Origin of the sequence: Citrobacter sp. Cpo147 (genome assembly GCF_030332405.1) — a bacterium.
GTDB classification, from domain to species: domain Bacteria; phylum Pseudomonadota; class Gammaproteobacteria; order Enterobacterales; family Enterobacteriaceae; genus Citrobacter; species Citrobacter portucalensis.
In genome coordinates, this window is the sequence record NZ_JAOWHX010000041.1 from 104,251 (window position 1) to 123,357 (window position 19,107).

Genomic DNA, 19,107 nt, shown 5'->3' on the forward strand with positions numbered 1-19,107 from the left:
AAGCAGGTGCATTCGCGCTCGCATATCATTATTCTGATCAAGACAAAAGTATTAAGGCAACATTTCATCAAAAGCATCTGTAAACAAATTAATACAACAAACGGAATTGCAAACTTACACACGCATTGCTGCGTAGTTCAAAAAATAAGCACTCGAAATATGAAGAGTAAAACCACACACGAGGTTTCATGATGGAAAGTCAACAGCATGGCGATCAGCTCAAGCGCGGCCTTAAGAACCGCCATATACAGCTAATCGCGCTGGGTGGCGCGATTGGTACCGGGTTATTCCTTGGTAGCGCATCCGTTATCCAGTCTGCAGGACCGGGTATTATTCTGGGTTACGCTATTGCCGGCTTTATCGCCTTTTTGATTATGCGTCAGTTAGGTGAAATGGTGGTTGAAGAGCCCGTTGCAGGCTCATTTAGTCACTTTGCTTATAAATACTGGGGCGGTTTCGCGGGGTTCTCTTCCGGCTGGAACTATTGGGTGCTGTACGTGCTGGTTGCCATGGCTGAGCTAACTGCCGTGGGTAAATACATCCAGTTCTGGTACCCGGAGATCCCAACATGGGTGTCTGCGGCTGCCTTCTTTGTGTTGATCAACGCCATCAACCTGACCAACGTGAAAGTGTTTGGTGAGATGGAGTTCTGGTTCGCCATTATTAAAGTCATTGCCGTCGTAGCGATGATCCTGTTCGGCGGCTGGTTACTGTTTAGCGGTAACGGCGGCCCGCAGGCCAGCGTCAGCAACCTGTGGGACCAGGGAGGCTTCCTGCCGCATGGCTTCACCGGTCTGGTGATGATGATGGCTATTATTATGTTCTCTTTCGGTGGGCTGGAGCTGGTCGGGATCACCGCAGCAGAAGCGGATAACCCGGAGCAAAGCATTCCCAAAGCGACCAACCAGGTTATCTACCGTATCCTGATTTTCTATGTGGGTTCGCTGGCGGTTCTGCTTTCCCTGATGCCGTGGACGCGTGTCACGGCCGATACCAGCCCGTTTGTCCTTATTTTCCACGAGCTGGGCGACACCTTTGTTGCTAATGCCCTGAACATCGTAGTGCTGACTGCCGCCCTTTCTGTCTATAACAGCTGCGTATACTGCAACAGCCGTATGCTGTTCGGTCTGGCACAGCAGGGCAATGCGCCGAAAGCGCTGATGAACGTAGATAAACGCGGTGTACCGGTGAACACCATTCTGGTTTCCGCACTGGTGACGGCTCTTTGTGTGCTGATCAACTACCTGGCACCGGAATCCGCCTTTGGCCTGCTGATGGCGCTGGTGGTTTCCGCACTGGTGATCAACTGGGCAATGATTAGCCTGGCGCACATGAAGTTCCGCAAAGCCAAACAGCAGCAGGGTGTTACCACCCGCTTCCCGGCGCTGCTCTATCCGCTGGGTAACTGGGTGTGCCTGATTTTCATGGCTGCAGTACTGGTGATTATGCTGATGACGCCGGGCATGGCGATCTCGGTATACTTAATCCCTGTATGGATTGCCATTCTTGGCATCGGCTACCTGTGTAAACAGAAAACGGCCGGCGCGGTTAAAGCGCATTAATCCCCCCTCCCCCCACCTGCGTCAGGTGGGGGTTGTTACCTGTCTCACACTTTCCCACTCACGACTGTTTAGTCCATATCAGCGGCGTTATCCTGCAACGCAAAAACACCAGTGCCGGACAATAATTCTCTCCATATCTCATTAATGGAGAGCAGTTGATGGAAACCAGTAAGCTCACGGTGAAAGAAAAGATCGGCTATGGAATGGGCGACGCCGGATGCAACATCATCTTTGGCGCCATCATGTTGTTTGTTAACTATTTTTACACAGACATTTTTGGTCTGGCACCTGCACTGGTCGGCGTATTACTGCTCTCAGTACGCGTTATCGATGCCGTTACCGACCCTATAATGGGCGCGATGGCCGACCGCACCCGTAGTAAATATGGTCGATTTCGTCCATGGCTTTTATGGATGGCTTTCCCGTACGCATTATTCAGCGTACTAATGTTTACCACCCCTGAGTGGACCTATAACAGCAAAGTTATCTATGCGTTCGTTACCTACTTCCTGCTATCTATTACTTATACAGCGATCAACATTCCCTACTGCTCGCTCGGCAGCGTCATCACCAACGATCCGAAGGAACGCGTCGCCTGCCAGTCATATCGCTTTGTGTTGGTAGGCATTGCAACCCTGCTGCTGTCCCTCACCTTGCTGCCAATGGCCGACTGGTTCGGCGGGGAAGACAAAGCCAAAGGATATCAGATGGCGATGGCGGTTCTGGCTTTCATCGGCATGTGTATGTTCCTGTTTTGCTTCGCTACGGTCCGTGAACGCGTCCGCCCTGCTGTCCAGACCAATGATGATTTAAAAGCCGATCTGAAAGACGTGTGGAAGAACGATCAGTGGGTAAAAATTCTGCTGTTAACACTGTGCAACGTCTGTCCGGGCTTTATTCGCATGGCTGCCACCATGTACTACGTGACCTGGGTTATGCAGCAAAGCACGCAGTTCGCAACGCTGTTTATCAGTCTTGGTGTGGTCGGCATGATGATCGGCAGTATGCTGGCGAAGGTATTAACCGATCGCTGGTGCAAACTGAAAGTCTTCTTCTGGACCAATATTATCCTGGCGATTTTCTCTGCCGCGTTTTACTTCTTCGATCCGAAAGCAACCATGATGATTATGGTGCTCTACTTCCTGCTCAACATCCTGCACCAAATTCCTTCTCCGCTGCACTGGTCGCTGATGGCGGATGTCGATGACTATGGCGAGTGGAAAACCGGTAAACGCATCACCGGAATCAGCTTCTCCAGTAACCTGTTCTTCCTGAAACTGGGCCTGGCGATTGCCGGAGCGATGGTCGGCTTCCTGCTATCCTGGTACGGCTACGACGCTGGGGCGAAAGCGCAAAGCGACTCTGCCATTAACGGTATTATGCTGCTGTTTACCATCATACCGGGCGTAGGCTACCTGATTACCGCAGGCGTGGTTCGTCTGCTTAAAGTTGACCGCGAGTTTATGCAGCAAATCCAGACAGATTTAGAAAAGCGCCGCGCCAACTACCGTGAACTGAATGAATACCACGATATAAAAACGACTGAAACCGTAAGGAAAGCCTAATGAATCAGTGGCCAAATCCCTTTATTGAACAGCGTGCCGATCCGTTTATCTTACGTGACGGTAGCCACTATTATTTCATTGCTTCAGTACCCGAATATGACCGACTGGAGATACGCCGGGCCGACTCGCTGGAGGGGTTGCGCACCGCCGCCCCGGTTGTCGTCTGGCGCAAACCAGAAAGCGGCCCCATGAGCCAACTCATCTGGGCACCCGAAATCCATCATCTGGCAGGCAAGTGGTACATCTATTTTGCTGCCACCCACACACAGTCGCTCGACAAGCTGGGGATGTTCCAGCATCGCATGTTTGCGCTCGAATGTGCCGACGCCGATCCGTTGACCGGGCAGTGGACGGAGAAAGGTCAGATTAAAACGCAGTTTGATACCTTTGCGCTTGATGCCACCACCTTTAACCATCAGGGAAAACAGTGGTACCTCTGGGCGCAGAAGTCTCCCGATATCGCCGGAAACTCCAATATCTATCTCGCAGAGCTGGAAAATCCATGGACGATTAAAGGCGAGCCGATCATGCTAAGCCACCCTGAGTATGACTGGGAATGCCGGGGTTTTTGGGTCAACGAAGGTCCTGCCGTCATGGTTCATGGCGATAAGCTGTTTATCAGCTATTCCGCCAGCGCCACCGATGAGAACTACTGTATGGGATTATTGTGGATTGACCTCAACGCCGATCCGCTCAACCCACAGAACTGGCACAAATCACCGCGCCCGGTCTTTACCACCAGTTATGAAAACCGCCAGTTTGGGCCAGGACACAACAGCTTTACACAAACGCCGGAAGGTGAAGATGTGCTGGTGTATCACGCGAGAAACTACACCGAAATCGAGGGCGATCCGCTGTACGACCCAAACCGCCACACTCGTCTGAAGCTCGTGCGTTGGGACGAAAACGGCATGCCAGATTTTGGCGTGCCGCCTGCTGATACGAACTAAACCGTTGCACTGCCCGGTGGCGCTAACGCTTACCGGGCCTACACGTTTTTTCATTGTAGGCCGGATAAGCGTTAGCGCCATCCGGCACAACGCTATACTAATGCCCCATAAATGGTGAGCACCGCAATAACCACCACCACCACAAACGAGGTTTTCTTCGCCAGCGAAACGGCGGCTTTTGGCGTTTCGACTTTATCGGTGTGCGGTTCACGCGCCAGCGAGAACTGCGCCAGACGCGTAAGCACCTGATATTGCGATGTGTGCAGATCCGCAAGCGAGGCAAACCAGGCCGGCAGCGCTTTCTCGCCGTGTCCCAGCAACGCATAGACCACGCCCGCCAGACGCACCGGGATCCAATCCAGCACATGCAGGATCGCATCAATACCTGATTGCAGACGCTGGTGCGGTGTCTGATAGCGCGCCAGCCAGGACTGCCAGGCACGTAAAAAAGCATAACCAACCAGCGTCACAGGTCCCCACGGACCACCGACAATCAGCCAAAATAACGGTGCCAGATAAAAGCGGAAGTTGTTCCATAACAGCGCGTTCTGCAGTTCGCGCAAGAATTCACGCTCATCGCAGTCCGGCGGAACCCCATGGATAAGCGTCAGCTCGCTGGCCATCGCATCACGGGCGTGAGCATCATCGCGAGCAGCCGCGTTCAGGTAAGCGTGATAGTGAAGGCGCGCCTTGCCAGCACCGATGCACAGCAAGCCAATTAAGATCCACGCCACCAGCAACGGAACATTAAACAACAGCCCATGAAGTGCGCGCAGTAGCAGAAATGTCACTCCCATCGCAATAAGAGTCATGCCTACCGTACGCATCATCGAGAAATGCTTAATCCGGCGGAAAAAAGCTTCAATCCGGTGATCAAGCTGCCAGTGCTCACCCAGCTTAAACAGGCGTTCAACAATCAACACCAATAATGTTGTAAACAGCGTCATGTCATCTCCTTGTGCGACGAGGGGGTGACCAGGGCGCGGAACCTTGCCCAGTCAAAGGACGGCCCGGGATCGGTCTTACGCTCGGGCGCAATATTGCAATGTCCTGTCATGTTGTTAGCAATGGCCGGATAACGCGTAATCAGAGTATTCGTCACGGCAGCCAGTTGCTGATACTGCGCATCGGTATAGGCCAGCGTATCCGTCCCTTCCAACTCAATACCAATTGAAAAATCATTACAGCGTTCTCGCCCTTGATAGCTCGACACACCCGCATGCCAGGCGCGTTTATCAAAAGGCACATATTGCACGATTTCACCGTCACGGCGAATCAAACAATGGGCCGAAACACGCAGATGGGCGATCCCGGCAAAATAAGGATGGGCGTTGGGATTAATCGTGCCCGTAAACAGCGCGTCTATCCACGGGCCGCCAAACTCGCCGGGCGGCAGGCTGATATTATGCACCACCAGCAGAGAAGGGTTTTCGTCATCCGGGCGGCAATCGTAATGCGGAGAGGGAACGCGTCGCGCCTCTGCCAGCCAGCCCTCGTCTAACAACATGCAGAATCTCCTTATTGGTGGTGCTCATATCTGGTTCAGGGTAGCATGTTTCCACCTTATGATTCGTTAGCTATTTGGAGTTTTATCATGCCGCCTCGCCGCTATAACCCTGACTACCGACGTGACGCGCTGTTGGAACGCATAAATCTGGATATCCCTGCCGCTGTAGCTCAGGCGCTGCGTGAAGATTTAGGCGGAGAAGTTGATGCCAATAACGATATTACCGCACAGCTTTTACCCGAAGACATGCGCTCCCATGCCACCGTAATCACCCGCGAAGATGGCGTTTTTTGTGGAAAACGTTGGGTGGAAGAGGTCTTTATTCAGCTGGCTGGCGATGATGTCAACATCACCTGGCATGTCGAAGATGGCGACAGCATAAAGGCCAATCAGCCGCTGTTTGAACTGGACGGCCCTTCCCGCGTTTTACTGACCGGTGAACGTACTGCGCTGAATTTTGTGCAGACGCTTTCAGGTGTAGCGAGCGAAGTGCGTAAATACGTCGACCTGTTAGTGGGAACCAAGACCCAACTGCTGGATACGCGTAAAACACTGCCGGGACTGCGTACCGCGCTAAAATACGCCGTATTGTGCGGCGGCGGCGCGAATCATCGTTTGGGGCTCTCCGACGCCTTCCTGATAAAAGAAAACCACATTATTGCTTCCGGCTCGGTACGTCAGGCCGTCGAAAAAGCCTTCTGGTTGCACCCGGATGTGCCGGTTGAAGTCGAAGTAGAAAGCCTGGATGAGCTGGACGACGCGCTGAAAGCCGGGGCCGACATCATCATGCTCGATAACTTCGAAACTGACCAAATGCGCGAAGCGGTAAAACGCACCAACGGCCAGGCGCGTCTGGAAGTGTCGGGCAACGTCACCCATGAAACGCTGCGCGAATTTGCCGAAACCGGTGTCGACTTTATCTCCGTTGGCGCACTGACCAAACATGTTCGCGCACTCGATCTCTCCATGCGATTTCGCTAATTGCTGATTGTATTGCCCGATGACGCTTCGCTTATCGGGCCTACTACACAAGTTTATTCTGTAAGCCGGATACGGCATTTACACCTCCATCCGGCAGTTTCTTCGAGTCTCTTCGCAAATACATTGTCTGACTCTGTAATTTCGTAAAAATCCTCTGAACCCACTTTCCCGTTTTGTTTTTTGTCTCTCGTCGTCCTCCCGTCGGTTTGCCAAAGTAGCGCCAGCAAACTCAAGGAGCGAACGATGAACAAGCAACGAGGCTTTACACTTATCGAACTCATGGTGGTAATTGGCATTATTGCCATCCTTAGCGCCATCGGCATTCCGGCATATCAAAACTATCTGCGCAAAGCCGCGCTGACAGACATGCTGCAAACCTTTGTCCCCTATCGCACGGCAGTTGAGCTCTGTGCACTGGAGCATGGCGGAACAGATACCTGCGATGCCGGAACGAATGGTATTCCCTCTCCAACAACTACCCGTTACGTCTCAGCCATGAGCGTTGAAAAGGGAGTTGTCAGTCTTAGTGGGCAGGAAAGCCTGAACGGGCTAAGTATCACCATGACGCCAGGTTGGGACAATGCCAACGGCATTACCGGTTGGAACCGAAACTGCGTCATCCAGAACGACAGCGCATTGCAGCAGGCCTGTGAAGACGTTTTCCGCTTTGATACCCACTAAGGAATAGAGATGAACACCACCCAACTTACGGCGCTATGCCAACGTTATCAGGCAATATTACTGGATGCAGACAATGAAGTGGTGCATATCGCCGTCGTAGACGCCCCATCACACGAGCTGCTGGATGCGCTGCATTTTGCCACCACCCGGCGCATCGACATTGTCTGCTGGACACGTCAGCAAATGGAAGGCCACACACATACACCTCAGACAATGCTCCCGGCAGTGGTCACGAAAAGCAGCGCCAGCGCAGCAGACTTGCTGAATCAGACGTTTCATTCCGCTCTGACGCAACGGGCTTCTGATATTCATTTTGAACCCGAGGAAAATCACTATCGAATCAGATTACGCGTAGATGGCGTGCTTCACGCTTTACCGGAAGTCACGACCGAGATGGGCATTGCCATCACCGCAAGGTTAAAAGTATTAGGCAGCCTGGATATCGCCGAGCATCGGCTTCCACAAGACGGACAATTTACCGTTGAGATTTCAGGAGAGCCGGTCTCGTTTCGCATCGCCACCCTGCCCTGTCGCTACGGCGAAAAGGTCGTGTTGCGGCTACTTCATCAGGTCGATCAGTCACTGGAGATCGCCGCGCTGGGAATGCAAGACGCGCAGCTGGCCGCATTTTCGCAAGCCTTGCAGCAGCCTCAGGGGCTGATTCTGGTTACCGGGCCTACCGGAAGCGGCAAAACGGTCACGCTGTACAGTGCGCTGCAAACCCGAAACACCCCGGATGTGAATCTTTGTAGCGTGGAAGATCCGGTAGAGATCCCGATCGCAGGTCTCAACCAGACGCAAATTCACCCACGTGCCGGCCTGACTTTTCAGGGAGTCTTACGTGCTCTGCTGCGCCAGGATCCCGACATTATCATGGTGGGTGAAATCCGCGATGGCGAAACGGCCGAAATAGCCCTTAAAGCCGCGCAAACCGGCCATCTGGTTCTTTCTACGCTGCATACCAATTCCACCAGTGAAACGCTGGTGCGCCTGCAACAAATGGGTGTCGCACGCTGGATGATCGCCTCCGCGCTGACGCTCGTTATTGCACAGCGGTTGGTCAGAAAGTTGTGCCCCCATTGCCGACAACGTCAGAGTACGCCTATCACGCTCCCGAAAGCTGTCTGGCCTACACCACTACCGAATTGGCAGGCCCCTGGCTGTAAACATTGTTATCACGGATTTTATGGTCGTGCTGCATTGTTTGAAGTGCTCCCTGTTACTCCGGCATTACGTCAGAGTATTGCCAGTGGCACATCCGTAGACGAAGTGGAGTCTGATGCTCAGCAATCAGGAATGAGAACGCTATTCGAGAATGGCTGTCAGGCCGTCGAGCAAGGGTTAACGACATTTGAAGAGCTGATTCGTGTACTGGGCATGCCTCATGTCCACTAAACAGCTTTGGCGCTGGCAAGGTATTAACAACGAAGGTAAATCGCTGGAAGGCACACTATGGGCCGATACCCGACCGTCATTGATGCTGGCTCTTGAGAAACAACAGATTACGCCGCTGCGCATTAAACGTATGCGTGTCAAAACCTCGCACTGGAGCCGTACAAGAAGTGCCGAAACCATACACCAGTTGGCGACATTACTAAAGGCAGGGTTAACGCTCTCAACAGGGCTAGCTCTGCTTGCTGAACAGCATCCCAGCAGTCAATGGCAGGCGCTACTGCGTACGCTGGCTTACGATATGGAACAGGGCATTACCCTCTCCACCTCGTTATCACAATGGCAACACGTTTTTCCGCCCCTTTACCAGGCAATGATCCGCACCGGAGAGCTTACGGGTAAGCTGGACGACTGCTGTTTTGAGCTCGCCCACCAGCAAAAGAAACAACAGCAACTTGCTGATAAAGTTAGAAAAGCCCTGCGCTATCCGATCATCATCATAACAATGGCAGTGATGGTCGTATTTGCGATGCTGCAGTTTGTACTCCCTGAGTTTGCCGCTATCTACCAAACGTTCAACACCCCGCTACCGGCGCTCACTCAGTGGATTATTACCATCGCACACTGTAGCAGCCAATGGGGATGGCTGACGGTAGCACTTGGCCTGGTAGCAGTTGCCACACATCATTTGATAAAGCAGAAACCGTACTGGCTCATTCTGCGCCAGAAATTGCTGCTCAGCCTCCCGGTCATAGGGCCGATGGTGAGAGGGCAAAAACTCACGCAGATATTCACTGTTCTGGCGTTAACGCAAAATGCGGGCATTCCCTTTTTGCAGGGTCTTGAGAGCGTTACCGAAACGCTGGCTAACCCTTTCTGGTCGCAACGTTTAGCACTGGTTCAGCAGGATATCAGCGCTGGAAAACCGATCTGGTTAGCGCTTAAAAATAGTGATGAATTCAGCCCATTGTGTATACAGCTGGTCAGAACTGGTGAAGCTTCCGGCTCGCTGGATGCAATGCTGCGCAATCTTGCTCATCACCATGGCGATAAAACCCTGGCTCAGGCTGAGAATTTGGCTGCATTACTTGAGCCTGCGTTGCTGATCATTACGGGGCTTATCATCGGTACCCTAGTCGTCGCGATGTATTTACCGATTTTCCATTTGGGAGATGCGATGAGCGGAGTGGGATAAATTCAAATGCCGGATGGCGGCGTAACGCCATCCGGCATTTCACAGAACTAGCTGTTCTTACAGGCTATTGAAAACACGGTTTTCTTGTTCCTGTACACGAATAAACGTTGTACGTTTGGTCAGCTCTTTCAGACGGGATGCGCCTACATAGGTGCAAGCAGAACGCAGGCCGCCGAGGATATCGCGAGCGGTATTATCAACCGGGCCGCGCAGTGGCAGCTTGACGGTCTTACCTTCTGCAGCGCGGTACTGTGCAACACCACCTACGTGACGCGTCATTGCAGATTCAGAGCTCATACCGTAGAACAGCATGAATTTCTCACCGTTCTCTTCAACAATTTTGCCGCCACTTTCTTCATGACCAGCCAGCATGCCGCCGAGCATCACGAAGTCTGCGCCGCCACCGAACGCTTTTGCCACGTCACCCGGCATTGTGCAACCGCCGTCGCTGACAATCATGCCACCCAGACCGTGGGCTGCATCGGCGCATTCAATAACTGCAGAAAGCTGTGGATAGCCAACGCCGGTTTTTACACGTGTGGTACATACTGAACCTGGGCCAATGCCGACTTTGACAATATCAGCACCGGAGAGCACCAGCTCTTCACACATTTCACCGGTGACCACATTGCCCGCACAGATCGTTTTTGTCGGCCATGCTTCACGCGCTTTCGACACGAACTGAACAAAATGCTCTGAGTAGCCATTGGCCACATCAATGCAGATAAAGTTCAGCGCGGGGTTGAGCGCCAGAATCTGTTTAGTTTTTTCGAAATCTGCATCAGACGTACCGGTTGAAACCATTACGTGTTTGAGCACATCGGCAGAGCTCTCTGCGATGAAGGCGGCCCAGTCTTCAACAGAATAGTGTTTGTGCACAGCGGTCAGGATGTCGAAGGATGCCAGTGCCGTTGCCATGGCAAACGTCCCGACAGTGTCCATGTTCGCGGCAATAATAGGTACGCCGGACCAGGTCTGACCTGAATGCTTAAAGGTAAATTGACGTTCCAGCTCAACATCGGAACGGCTTTTGAGAGTAGAACGCTTAGGGCGGATAAGAACGTCTTTGAAACCTAACTTCAGATCTTCTTCGATACGCATGTGCGGATTCCTGGGGTTAATGGCGAAAAATCGAAACTCACAACTCCAGTGACGCTATCATACGCACTAATCAATGCCGCGCAAGACTGCGAAATTCTCTTTTTTTACGCTACAATCCCATAAATTTACCTGGCGAATAGTAGGTTAATCCTGCAGCAGCCTCGCCTTCGCACGCATAACTTTTAACTGTTTGATAATCAAACTTAAACTCCAGGATCGGCATCTATGAGGTATACGGTAGCCTTAACCGGCGGCATTGGCAGTGGTAAAAGCACCGTTGCGAATGCGTTCGCTGACCTCGGAATAAACGTTATTGATGCAGATATTATTGCGCGCCAGGTGGTTGAACCCGGCACACCTGCTCTTAAGGCGATCGAAGAACATTTTGGTTCCGACGTTATAGCCGCAGACGGATCGTTGCAGCGACGCATTTTACGCGAACGCATTTTTTCCAATCCTGAGGAGAAAAGCTGGCTGAATGCCCTGCTCCATCCGCTTATTCAGCAGGAAACTCAGCGTCAGTTTCAGCAAGCAACCTCTCCTTATCTGCTATGGGTTGTCCCTTTGCTGGTGGAAAATTCGCTGTATAAAAAAGCCGACCGCGTACTCGTGGTGGATGTCACCCCCGAAACCCAGCTCAGACGCACCATGCAGCGTGATGACGTCACGCGTGAGCATGTTGAACAAATTCTTGCTGCCCAGGCAACGCGTGAAGCGCGGCTGGCCGTGGCAGACGATGTTATTGATAATAATGGCGCACCGGAAGCCATCGCCTCGGATGTCGCCCGCCTGCACGCGCTCTATTTGCAATGCGCGTCGCAGTTTGTCTCACAGGAAAAACCGTAATGCACACCCAGGTCCTTTTTGAACACCCTCTCAATGAGAAGATGCGCACATGGCTGCGCATTGAGTTTTTAATCCAACAGCTCTCCGTTAATTTGCCCATTGCTGACCATGCCGGCGCTCTGCATTTTTTCCGCAATATCGGAGATTTACTGGATGTATTTGAACGCGGCGAAGTCCGCACCGAACTCCTCAAGGAACTGGAACGACAGCAGCGTAAACTCCAGGCCTGGGTCGAAGTTCCCGGCGTTGATCAAAGCAGAATCGACTCTTTGCGTCAGCAGTTAAAAAGTGCAGGTAGCATTCTGATTTCTGCCCCGCGTATTGGACAGACGCTGCGCGAAGATCGTCTGATTGGTCTCGTCCGTCAGCGTTTAAGTATTCCTGGCGGGTGCTGCAGTTTCGATCTGCCGACCCTGCATATCTGGTTACACCTGGTACAGTCGCATCGTAACGCGCAGGTTGAAACCTGGCTTGCCAGCCTGAATCCGCTCAATCAGGCGCTGTCGCTGGTACTGGATTTAATTCGCAACTCAGCGCCGTTTCGTAAGCAAACCAGCCTGAATGGTTTTTATCAGGACAACGGCGAAGATGCAGATCTGCTGCGCTTACAGCTGCCGCTTGATTCGCTGCTTTATCCGCAAATTTCTGGTCATAAGAGCCGTTTTGCCATCCGCTTTATGCCGCTGGATAGCGAGAATGGTCAGGTGCCTGAGCGCCTCGATTTTGAACTGGCGTGCTGTTAAGGAGTCAACATGTCTGAACAAACCATCGTCAACTGCCCAACCTGCGGCAAGCCTGTAGTATGGGCTGAGGTCAGTCCGTTTCGCCCATTCTGCAGCAAGCGCTGCCAGTTAATCGATCTGGGAGAGTGGGCCGCAGAAGAGAAACGCATCCCAAGCTCTGGCGATCTGTCAGAAAGCGACGACTGGAGTGAAGAGCAGAAGTAATTCTGCTAAAACGGTAGGTCGGATTAGGCAACGCCGCATCCGGCATTTTATGTTGTTTTGCCTGATGGCGCTGCGCTTATCAGGCCTACGAACTAAAACGTAGGGCGGGCAAGCGTAGCGCCCCCGCCATAATTTGCCGGATGCGGCGTTGCCTTATCCGGCCTACAGCACCATTAGCCAGCTATCAGCTTTTCAATGACCGGTTCATTCGCGGGCGGGAAATCCTGCGCATTCAGAGCATCTTGCGCAATCCACTGCGCCGGTTGCCCCTCTTTTCCCCACGGCTCGCCTTCCCAGCTTTCAACCAGCCAGAACCACAGAGTGATATGCCTGTCCGGAAACTGATACTCCAGCTTTTCGAACAATGAGCTTTGAGTCGGCGTGATCCCCACTTCTTCCTGTAGCTCGCGAATCAGCGCCTGCTCCGGTGTTTCGCCCGCTTCAATTTTCCCGCCGGGGAACTCCAGCTTATTGGCCATGTGGGCATCAGCCGCACGCTGGGTGATAAAAATTTCATGTTGATGATTACGAATAATCCCGACGGCGATTTGCAGTATTTTCATCTTTATCGTCCATAAAAAAGGCGCAGAATTCTGCGCCTTTTCAGTAAGTTATTTTCTTAGCTCAGACGGCCGTGGCACTGTTTGTATTTTTTGCCAGAGCCGCAAGGACACGGATCGTTACGACCCACTTTACGATCGCCAGTTTGTGCTGCCAGCTCTTCTGCCGCGGCAGAATCGTCGCCTTTATGGCTCAATTGCTGCATCTGCGCTAAGCGCTCAGCTTCTTCACGACGCTGCTGCTCCATAGCTTCGACTTCTTCAGGCATACGCACCTGAACTTTGCTCAGGGTGCTGATCACTTCGTATTTCAGTGATTCCAGCATTGACGCAAACATAGAGAAAGATTCACGCTTGTATTCCTGCTTCGGATCTTTTTGCGCATAACCACGCAGGTGGATACCCTGGCGCAGATAGTCCATCGCAGCAAGGTGCTCTTTCCACAGGGAGTCGAGAGTTTGCAGCATCACGCCTTTTTCGAAGTGACGCATCATCTCCGCGCCCACAACTTCCTCTTTACGCTGATAAACTTCGATGGCGTTTGCCAGGATACGTTCACGCAGCGTTTCTTCGTGCAGCTCAGGCTCTTTATCCAGCCACTCTGAAATCGGCATCTCAAGATCGAAGTCGTTTTTCAGACGTTCCTGCAGACCCGGGATATCCCACATTTCCTCCAGAGACTGCGGCGGAATATAGGCATCAATAGTTGCTTTGAAGACATCTTCGCGGATGCTGTTGATGGTTTCGCTAACATCAGTTACGTCCAGCAGTTCGTTACGCTGGGTGTAGATAGCACGACGCTGGTCGTTGGCGACGTCATCATATTCCAGCAACTGCTTACGAATATCGAAGTTGCGGCTTTCCACTTTACGCTGCGCGTTAGCAATTGCTTTGGTCACCCATGGGTGTTCAATGGCTTCGCCAGGCTTCATACCCAGTTTACGCATCATGCCTGACACGCGGTCAGAGGCAAAAATACGCATCAGCGCATCTTCCATCGACAGATAGAAACGGGAAGAGCCCGCATCACCCTGACGGCCCGAACGACCACGCAGCTGGTTATCGATACGGCGAGATTCGTGACGCTCGGTACCGATAATATGCAAGCCACCGGCTGCTAATACCGCGTCATGGCGAACCTGCCACTCGGCTTTAATCTGCGCGATTTGTTCCGGAGTTGGGTTTTCCAGCTCGGCAACTTCCGCCTGCCAGCTACCGCCCAGCACGATATCGGTACCACGACCTGCCATGTTCGTCGCGATAGTCACGGCTGACGGATAACCCGCCTGGGCGACGATTGCAGCTTCGTTGGCGTGGAACTTGGCGTTCAGAACGTTGTGTTTGATACCCGCTTTGCTCAGCTCGTTAGACACTACTTCCGATTTTTCAATGGAGATAGTACCTACCAGTACCGGCTGGCCATTTGCAGTACGCTCTTTAATATCTTCAATGATCGCCTGAATTTTTTCCGCTTCGGTCATGTACACCAGATCCGGTAAATCCTTACGGATCATCGGACGGTTGGTCGGCACAACCACGGTATCCAGTTTGTAGATGGAGCTAAATTCAAACGCTTCAGTGTCGGCTGTACCGGTCATACCGGCCAGTTTTTCGTACAAACGGAAGTAGTTCTGGAAGGTAATAGATGCCAGCGTCTGGTTCTCGTTCTGGATCTCTACGCCTTCTTTAGCTTCAACAGCCTGGTGCAGACCATCGGACCAGCGACGCCCCTGCATGGTACGACCGGTGTGTTCATCGACGATGATAACTTCGCCGTCTTTCACGATGTAATCTACGTCGCGGGTAAACAGCACGTGCGCACGCAGTGCGGCAGTCACGTGGTGCATCAGCATAATGTTACCAGGAGAGTACAGTGACTCGCCCTCGTCCATAATGCCTTCGTTAACCAGCAGCTCTTCAATCAGTACCAGACCACGCTCGGTCAGGTTAACCTGGCGCGCTTTCTCATCAACAGAGAAGTGGCCTTCGCCCTGGAACGTGTCGGAATCTTCCTTCTCCTGACGGATCAGGTGCGGGATGATTTTATTAACTTTTTTGTACATTTCCGAGCTGTCTTCAGCCGGGCCGGAAATGATCAGCGGCGTACGCGCTTCATCGATCAGGATGGAGTCGACTTCATCGACCAGCGCATAGTGCAGCTTACGTTGAACACGCTCTTCCGGACTAAACGCCATGTTGTCACGCAGGTAGTCAAAGCCGTATTCGTTATTGGTACCGTAAGTAATATCGGCGTTATAGGCTTCACGCTTGGCTGGCGCAGGCAGGCCAGACATGTTGATACCAACGGTCATGCCGAGGAATTCAAACAGCGGGCGGTTATTTTCGGCATCACGCTGAGCCAGATAGTCGTTCACGGTAACCACGTGTACGCCCTTCCCGCTTAATGCGTTCAGGTAGGCTGGCAGCGTCGCGGTCAGGGTTTTACCTTCACCAGTACGCATTTCCGCGATGCAGCGATCGTTAAGCACCATACCGCCCAGCAGCTGAACGTCGAAGTGACGCATACCGAACACGCGCTTACTCGCTTCACGCACTACTGCGAACGCTTCCGGGATCAGGCTCTCAACGCTGGCACCTTTTTCCAGACGGGCGCGGAATTCAGCGGTCTTCGCTTTCAGTTCATCATCGGAGAGTTTTTCCATCTCCGGTTCCATCGCATTGATGACATTGACCACTTTACGCATACGACGCAGCGTACGCTCGTTACGGCTACCGAATACTTTCGTTAATAATTTGATTAGCATAATAAAATCTCAAACGCCCCGCGGTGCGGAGTCAAAAATTATAAGTTGGAAGGTTCTTTTTTAGCTGAGGCGTTGAGGACCAGCGCGGATACCCTGCAGCTGGCTGATCCAGACCGGAACGCTAAACGCGGCCTGAGAGGTAAAGTGTGCGTATGTCACGCGACTTACTGTCGCGGGCGGAGTGCCTTCTTGCGTCAGCATCGCGCTGAGCGTATTCAGTAACGCAAGATGGTGCGCCTGGATTGGCAATGGCTCTTCGGCAACGGGCAACGCCTGAGGTGCCATGGCAAAAGAAAGATGGCGGATAACCGTACGAATGGCATGTTGATGCCAGTAATCGACGGTAAAATTTGGGCGCCGATTGGTCGCTTCCAGCAAAGCAAGCTGGCTAAAGTTAACTTTAGCACCTTGATCGTGATTGCTGGCGGTCGCCTTCGCGGGAGTATTAGGTTCAGCAGCATTACCGAGCGCGGGCAGGCCAAAACTAGCCGCGACCATCCCCAACAGGAGATGCGGCCAGAAGTACCGTCTGCCTAACTGTCGCCAGCGCGTCAGTATTCCACTCACGTTATTGCCACCTGATATACCCTGCGTTTGGGGTTACAAATGCAAAACCATTTTTTGCGCACAAATCTTACCATTAATGCGTTCGCACCACAGCAGTAATGACAGCAAGTCGCGGGTAAATATGCTTAAGAAAGCAGCGATCGAACGGTATTTTAATCTACCTGTGGGGAAAAAGTCGCTTCAGATAAGGTGGTTTGCACTCGGAAGATAAAAAAACGACTGGCTCACCTGGCCGGAGAGAGTGCCAGATTTACCAGTCGAATTTATGCGACAGCGTATGTCGTTATGCCAGTACGGTCGATGGTGCTTTGAACGCCAACGGCAGTTCTGCATCGTCCTGGAAGGTCACATATTCCCAGGCTTCCTGTTTTGCCAGGACCGCCTGGAGCAGTTTGTTATTCAATGCATGACCGGATTTATACGCGGTAAATGCACCAATAATGTTGTGACCACACATGAACAAGTCACCGATCGCGTCGAGCATTTTGTGACGAACGAATTCATCTTCAAAACGCAGGCCGTCTTCGTTCAATACGCGATAATCGTCAACAACGATGGCACAATCGAAGCTGCCGCCCAGGCACAGGCCGCGGGACTGCAGATATTCGATATCACGCATGAAGCCGAAAGTACGCGCACGGCTGATCTGACGCATGAACGCATCCGCAGAGAAGTTCATCGCGTAGCGCTGCGTGCTGGAGTCGATCGCCGGATGGTTAAAGTCGATGGTGAAATCCAACGTAAAACCATTATACGGCTTAAACTCAGCCCACTTATCGCCATCTTCGACACGAACGGTCTCTTTGATGCGAACAAATTTTTTGGCGCTGCTCAGTTCTTCAATACCTGCATCAAGCAGCAGATAAACGAACGGAGCGGCACTGCCATCCATGATCGGGATTTCCGGTGCGTTAACTTCAATAACGATGTTATCGATACCTAAACCCGCCAGAGCAGCATTAAGGTGCTCTACGGTTGAAATCCGTACATCATGCTCATTGACCAGACACGTACAGAGCATGGTATCACGCACAGATTTGGCATCGGCCGGGAAATCTACCGGAGGATTCAAGTCGGTGCGACGATAGATGACCCCGGTGTTGGCCGGCGCAGGGCGTAATGTCAGGGTGACTTTTTTGCCGGTATGCAAACCGACGCCAGTCGCCTGAACGATACGTTTAAGAGTCCTTTGTTTGATCATCGTATAATCTCGCCAAATTACCTATCCAACCGAAGTGTACTATACATTCGGTGGGCCAGTTTAGCACAAAGAGCCACAATTCCCAAATTCCAGCTAATTCTTAATCAGCTTGCTTACGCAGGAATGCTGGGATATCCAGATAATCCGGCTCTTTGGTGGTTTGCGGCGTATTGTCGTTAACCACTTTCGCTACCGGTTTCTGCTCTTGCGTCAACGGCGCCATGCCGTGCTGCTGGTAGCGATCCATTACCGGCTGCTGTACCTGCTTGTTGGTCACCAGAGTGATTTCAGGACGTTTGTCCATACCAATTCCAGTCGCAACAACGGTGACGCGCAGTTCGTCGTTCATATCCGGGTCCAGGGAGGTACCGATAACCACGGTCGCATTATCCGATGCAAAGGCACGAATCGTGTTACCGACGGTTTCGAACTCATCCAGACGCAGGTCGAAGCCCGCAGTAATGTTGACCAGCACGCCGCGCGCGCCAGACAGATCGATGTCTTCCAGCAGCGGAGAAGAGATAGCCATTTCAGCCGCTTCTTCTGCACGGTCTTCACCGCTTGCCACGCCTGACCCCATCATCGCGTAGCCCATTTCGGACATCACGGTGCGCACGTCTGCAAAGTCGACGTTCATCAGGCCCGGACGAGTAATCAGTTCAGCGATACCCTGGACTGCGCCTTTCAGCACGTCGTTCGCTGCGCCAAACGCATCCAGCAGGGAGATTCCGCGCCCCAGCACTTTCAGCAGCTTGTCATTCGGAATAGTGATCAGAGAGTCCACATGTTTGGACAGCTCGGTGATACCCTGTTCCGCGAATGCCATACGCTTCTTACCTTCAAAGTTGAAAGGCTTAGTCACTACAGCTACGGTCAGAATACCTAAATCTTTTGCTACTTCAGCAACCACTGGCGCTGCACCGGTACCGGTACCGCCGCCCATGCCTGCTGCGATAAACACCATGTCTGCGCCGTCAAGCGCTGCACGCAGAGCTTCACGGTCTTCGTCTGCCGCATTACGGCCTACTTCCGGGTTTGCACCCGCGCCCAGACCTTTGGTGATGCCGCTACCAATCTGAATGGTCTGTCCAACCGCCGTTTTACGCAACGCCTGAGCGTCGGTATTCACCGCGAAGAATTCAACACCTTCGATGCGCTCGCGCACCATGTGTTCAACGGCATTACCGCCGCCGCCGCCGACGCCGATGACTTTAATCACCGCGTCATTGGTTAGTTCCATAGGTTCAAACATAGTTTCTCTCTCCGTTGTGCCTGTCGCCTGAGACC

18 protein-coding genes are annotated in these 19,107 nt (G+C 52.5%); 10 read left to right on the top strand and 8 right to left on the bottom strand.

Translation table 11 applies throughout. From position 1 onward, the window contains the following. Window positions 1-188 precede the first annotated feature (188 nt). From aroP to OGY06_RS21245, 3 genes are all read left to right on the top strand, one after another. A complete protein-coding gene (aroP, locus tag OGY06_RS21235) occupies window positions 189-1,562 on the top strand; it encodes an aromatic amino acid transporter AroP (protein ID WP_008786209.1) in 1,374 nt (457 codons plus the stop codon). 158 nt (window positions 1,563-1,720) lie between these two features. Next, window positions 1,721-3,127, top strand: a complete 1,407-nt coding sequence (locus OGY06_RS21240) for a glycoside-pentoside-hexuronide (GPH):cation symporter (RefSeq protein WP_286605927.1) — start codon at window positions 1,721-1,723, stop codon at window positions 3,125-3,127. After that, window positions 3,127-4,077 (top strand): glycoside hydrolase family 43 protein, encoded by a 951-nt coding sequence (locus tag OGY06_RS21245; RefSeq protein WP_003829496.1) that lies wholly within the window; start codon window positions 3,127-3,129, stop codon window positions 4,075-4,077. The genes OGY06_RS21240 and OGY06_RS21245 overlap by 1 nt, the downstream gene beginning before the upstream one ends. A 92-nt stretch (window positions 4,078-4,169) precedes the next feature. Here OGY06_RS21245 and ampE read toward each other — a convergent pair whose 3' ends face one another. Then, the gene (ampE, locus tag OGY06_RS21250) at window positions 4,170-5,024 is read right to left on the bottom strand and encodes a beta-lactamase regulator AmpE (protein WP_003829498.1); all 855 of its coding nucleotides are present in this window, start codon (window positions 5,022-5,024) and stop codon (window positions 4,170-4,172) included. Further along, window positions 5,021-5,584: a 1,6-anhydro-N-acetylmuramyl-L-alanine amidase AmpD gene (gene ampD, locus OGY06_RS21255; protein ID WP_003829500.1), complete on the bottom strand. Its 564-nt coding sequence runs from the start codon at window positions 5,582-5,584 to the stop codon at window positions 5,021-5,023. Before ampD ends, ampE begins: the two co-directional genes overlap by 4 nt. An 87-nt stretch (window positions 5,585-5,671) precedes the next feature. Between ampD and nadC the strand changes: the two genes are divergently transcribed. From nadC to hofC, 4 genes are all read left to right on the top strand, one after another. Beyond that, window positions 5,672-6,565: a carboxylating nicotinate-nucleotide diphosphorylase gene (gene nadC, locus OGY06_RS21260; RefSeq protein ID WP_003829503.1), complete on the top strand. Its 894-nt coding sequence runs from the start codon at window positions 5,672-5,674 to the stop codon at window positions 6,563-6,565. A 243-nt stretch (window positions 6,566-6,808) separates the two neighbouring features. Further along, window positions 6,809-7,246 carry a prepilin peptidase-dependent pilin gene (gene ppdD, locus OGY06_RS21265; RefSeq protein ID WP_003829506.1) on the top strand — a complete coding sequence of 146 codons (438 nt, stop codon included), beginning with the start codon at window positions 6,809-6,811 and terminating at the stop codon, window positions 7,244-7,246. Window positions 7,247-7,255: 9 nt separating this feature from the next. Next, window positions 7,256-8,641, top strand: coding sequence for a type II secretion system protein GspE (gene gspE, locus OGY06_RS21270; protein ID WP_286605928.1), 1,386 nt, complete (start codon window positions 7,256-7,258; stop codon window positions 8,639-8,641). Further along, a complete protein-coding gene (hofC, locus tag OGY06_RS21275; protein WP_286605929.1) occupies window positions 8,631-9,833 on the top strand; it encodes a protein transport protein HofC in 1,203 nt (400 codons plus the stop codon). Before gspE ends, hofC begins: the two co-directional genes overlap by 11 nt. Before the next feature lie 57 nt (window positions 9,834-9,890). Here the strand turns inward: hofC and OGY06_RS21280 are convergent, their stop codons facing one another. After that, the gene (locus tag OGY06_RS21280) at window positions 9,891-10,934 is read right to left on the bottom strand and encodes a GMP reductase (RefSeq protein ID WP_003829510.1); all 1,044 of its coding nucleotides are present in this window, start codon (window positions 10,932-10,934) and stop codon (window positions 9,891-9,893) included. Window positions 10,935-11,159: 225 nt separating this feature from the next. Between OGY06_RS21280 and coaE the strand changes: the two genes are divergently transcribed. From coaE to yacG, 3 genes are read left to right on the top strand one after another with little or no spacing between them, the layout of a single operon-like run. Further along, complete coding sequence (gene coaE, locus OGY06_RS21285) at window positions 11,160-11,780, top strand: dephospho-CoA kinase (RefSeq protein WP_003829511.1); 621 nt, start codon at window positions 11,160-11,162, stop codon at window positions 11,778-11,780. After that, on the top strand, window positions 11,780-12,523 hold the full coding sequence (gene zapD, locus OGY06_RS21290) for a cell division protein ZapD (RefSeq protein WP_063941108.1): 744 nt from the start codon (window positions 11,780-11,782) through the stop codon (window positions 12,521-12,523). Before coaE ends, zapD begins: the two co-directional genes overlap by 1 nt. A 9-nt stretch (window positions 12,524-12,532) precedes the next feature. Next, window positions 12,533-12,727, top strand: a complete 195-nt coding sequence (gene yacG, locus OGY06_RS21295; RefSeq protein WP_003018740.1) for a DNA gyrase inhibitor YacG — start codon at window positions 12,533-12,535, stop codon at window positions 12,725-12,727. Between the two features lie 173 nt (window positions 12,728-12,900). On the opposite strand, the gene mutT is transcribed toward yacG, so the two are convergent. From mutT to ftsZ, 5 genes are all read right to left on the bottom strand, one after another. Beyond that, the gene (mutT, locus tag OGY06_RS21300; RefSeq protein ID WP_003829515.1) at window positions 12,901-13,290 is read right to left on the bottom strand and encodes an 8-oxo-dGTP diphosphatase MutT; all 390 of its coding nucleotides are present in this window, start codon (window positions 13,288-13,290) and stop codon (window positions 12,901-12,903) included. Between the two features lie 56 nt (window positions 13,291-13,346). After that, complete coding sequence (gene secA / locus OGY06_RS21305) at window positions 13,347-16,052, bottom strand: preprotein translocase subunit SecA (protein WP_003829517.1); 2,706 nt, start codon at window positions 16,050-16,052, stop codon at window positions 13,347-13,349. 60 nt (window positions 16,053-16,112) lie between these two features. Further along, window positions 16,113-16,619 (bottom strand): secA translation cis-regulator SecM, encoded by a 507-nt coding sequence (gene secM, locus OGY06_RS21310; RefSeq protein WP_003829520.1) that lies wholly within the window; start codon window positions 16,617-16,619, stop codon window positions 16,113-16,115. Between the two features lie 283 nt (window positions 16,620-16,902). Further along, window positions 16,903-17,820 (bottom strand): UDP-3-O-acyl-N-acetylglucosamine deacetylase, encoded by a 918-nt coding sequence (gene lpxC / locus OGY06_RS21315; protein WP_006686706.1) that lies wholly within the window; start codon window positions 17,818-17,820, stop codon window positions 16,903-16,905. Window positions 17,821-17,920: 100 nt separating this feature from the next. Beyond that, window positions 17,921-19,072 (bottom strand): cell division protein FtsZ, encoded by a 1,152-nt coding sequence (gene ftsZ / locus OGY06_RS21320; RefSeq protein ID WP_003018753.1) that lies wholly within the window; start codon window positions 19,070-19,072, stop codon window positions 17,921-17,923. Between the last annotated feature and the right edge of the window lie 35 nt (window positions 19,073-19,107).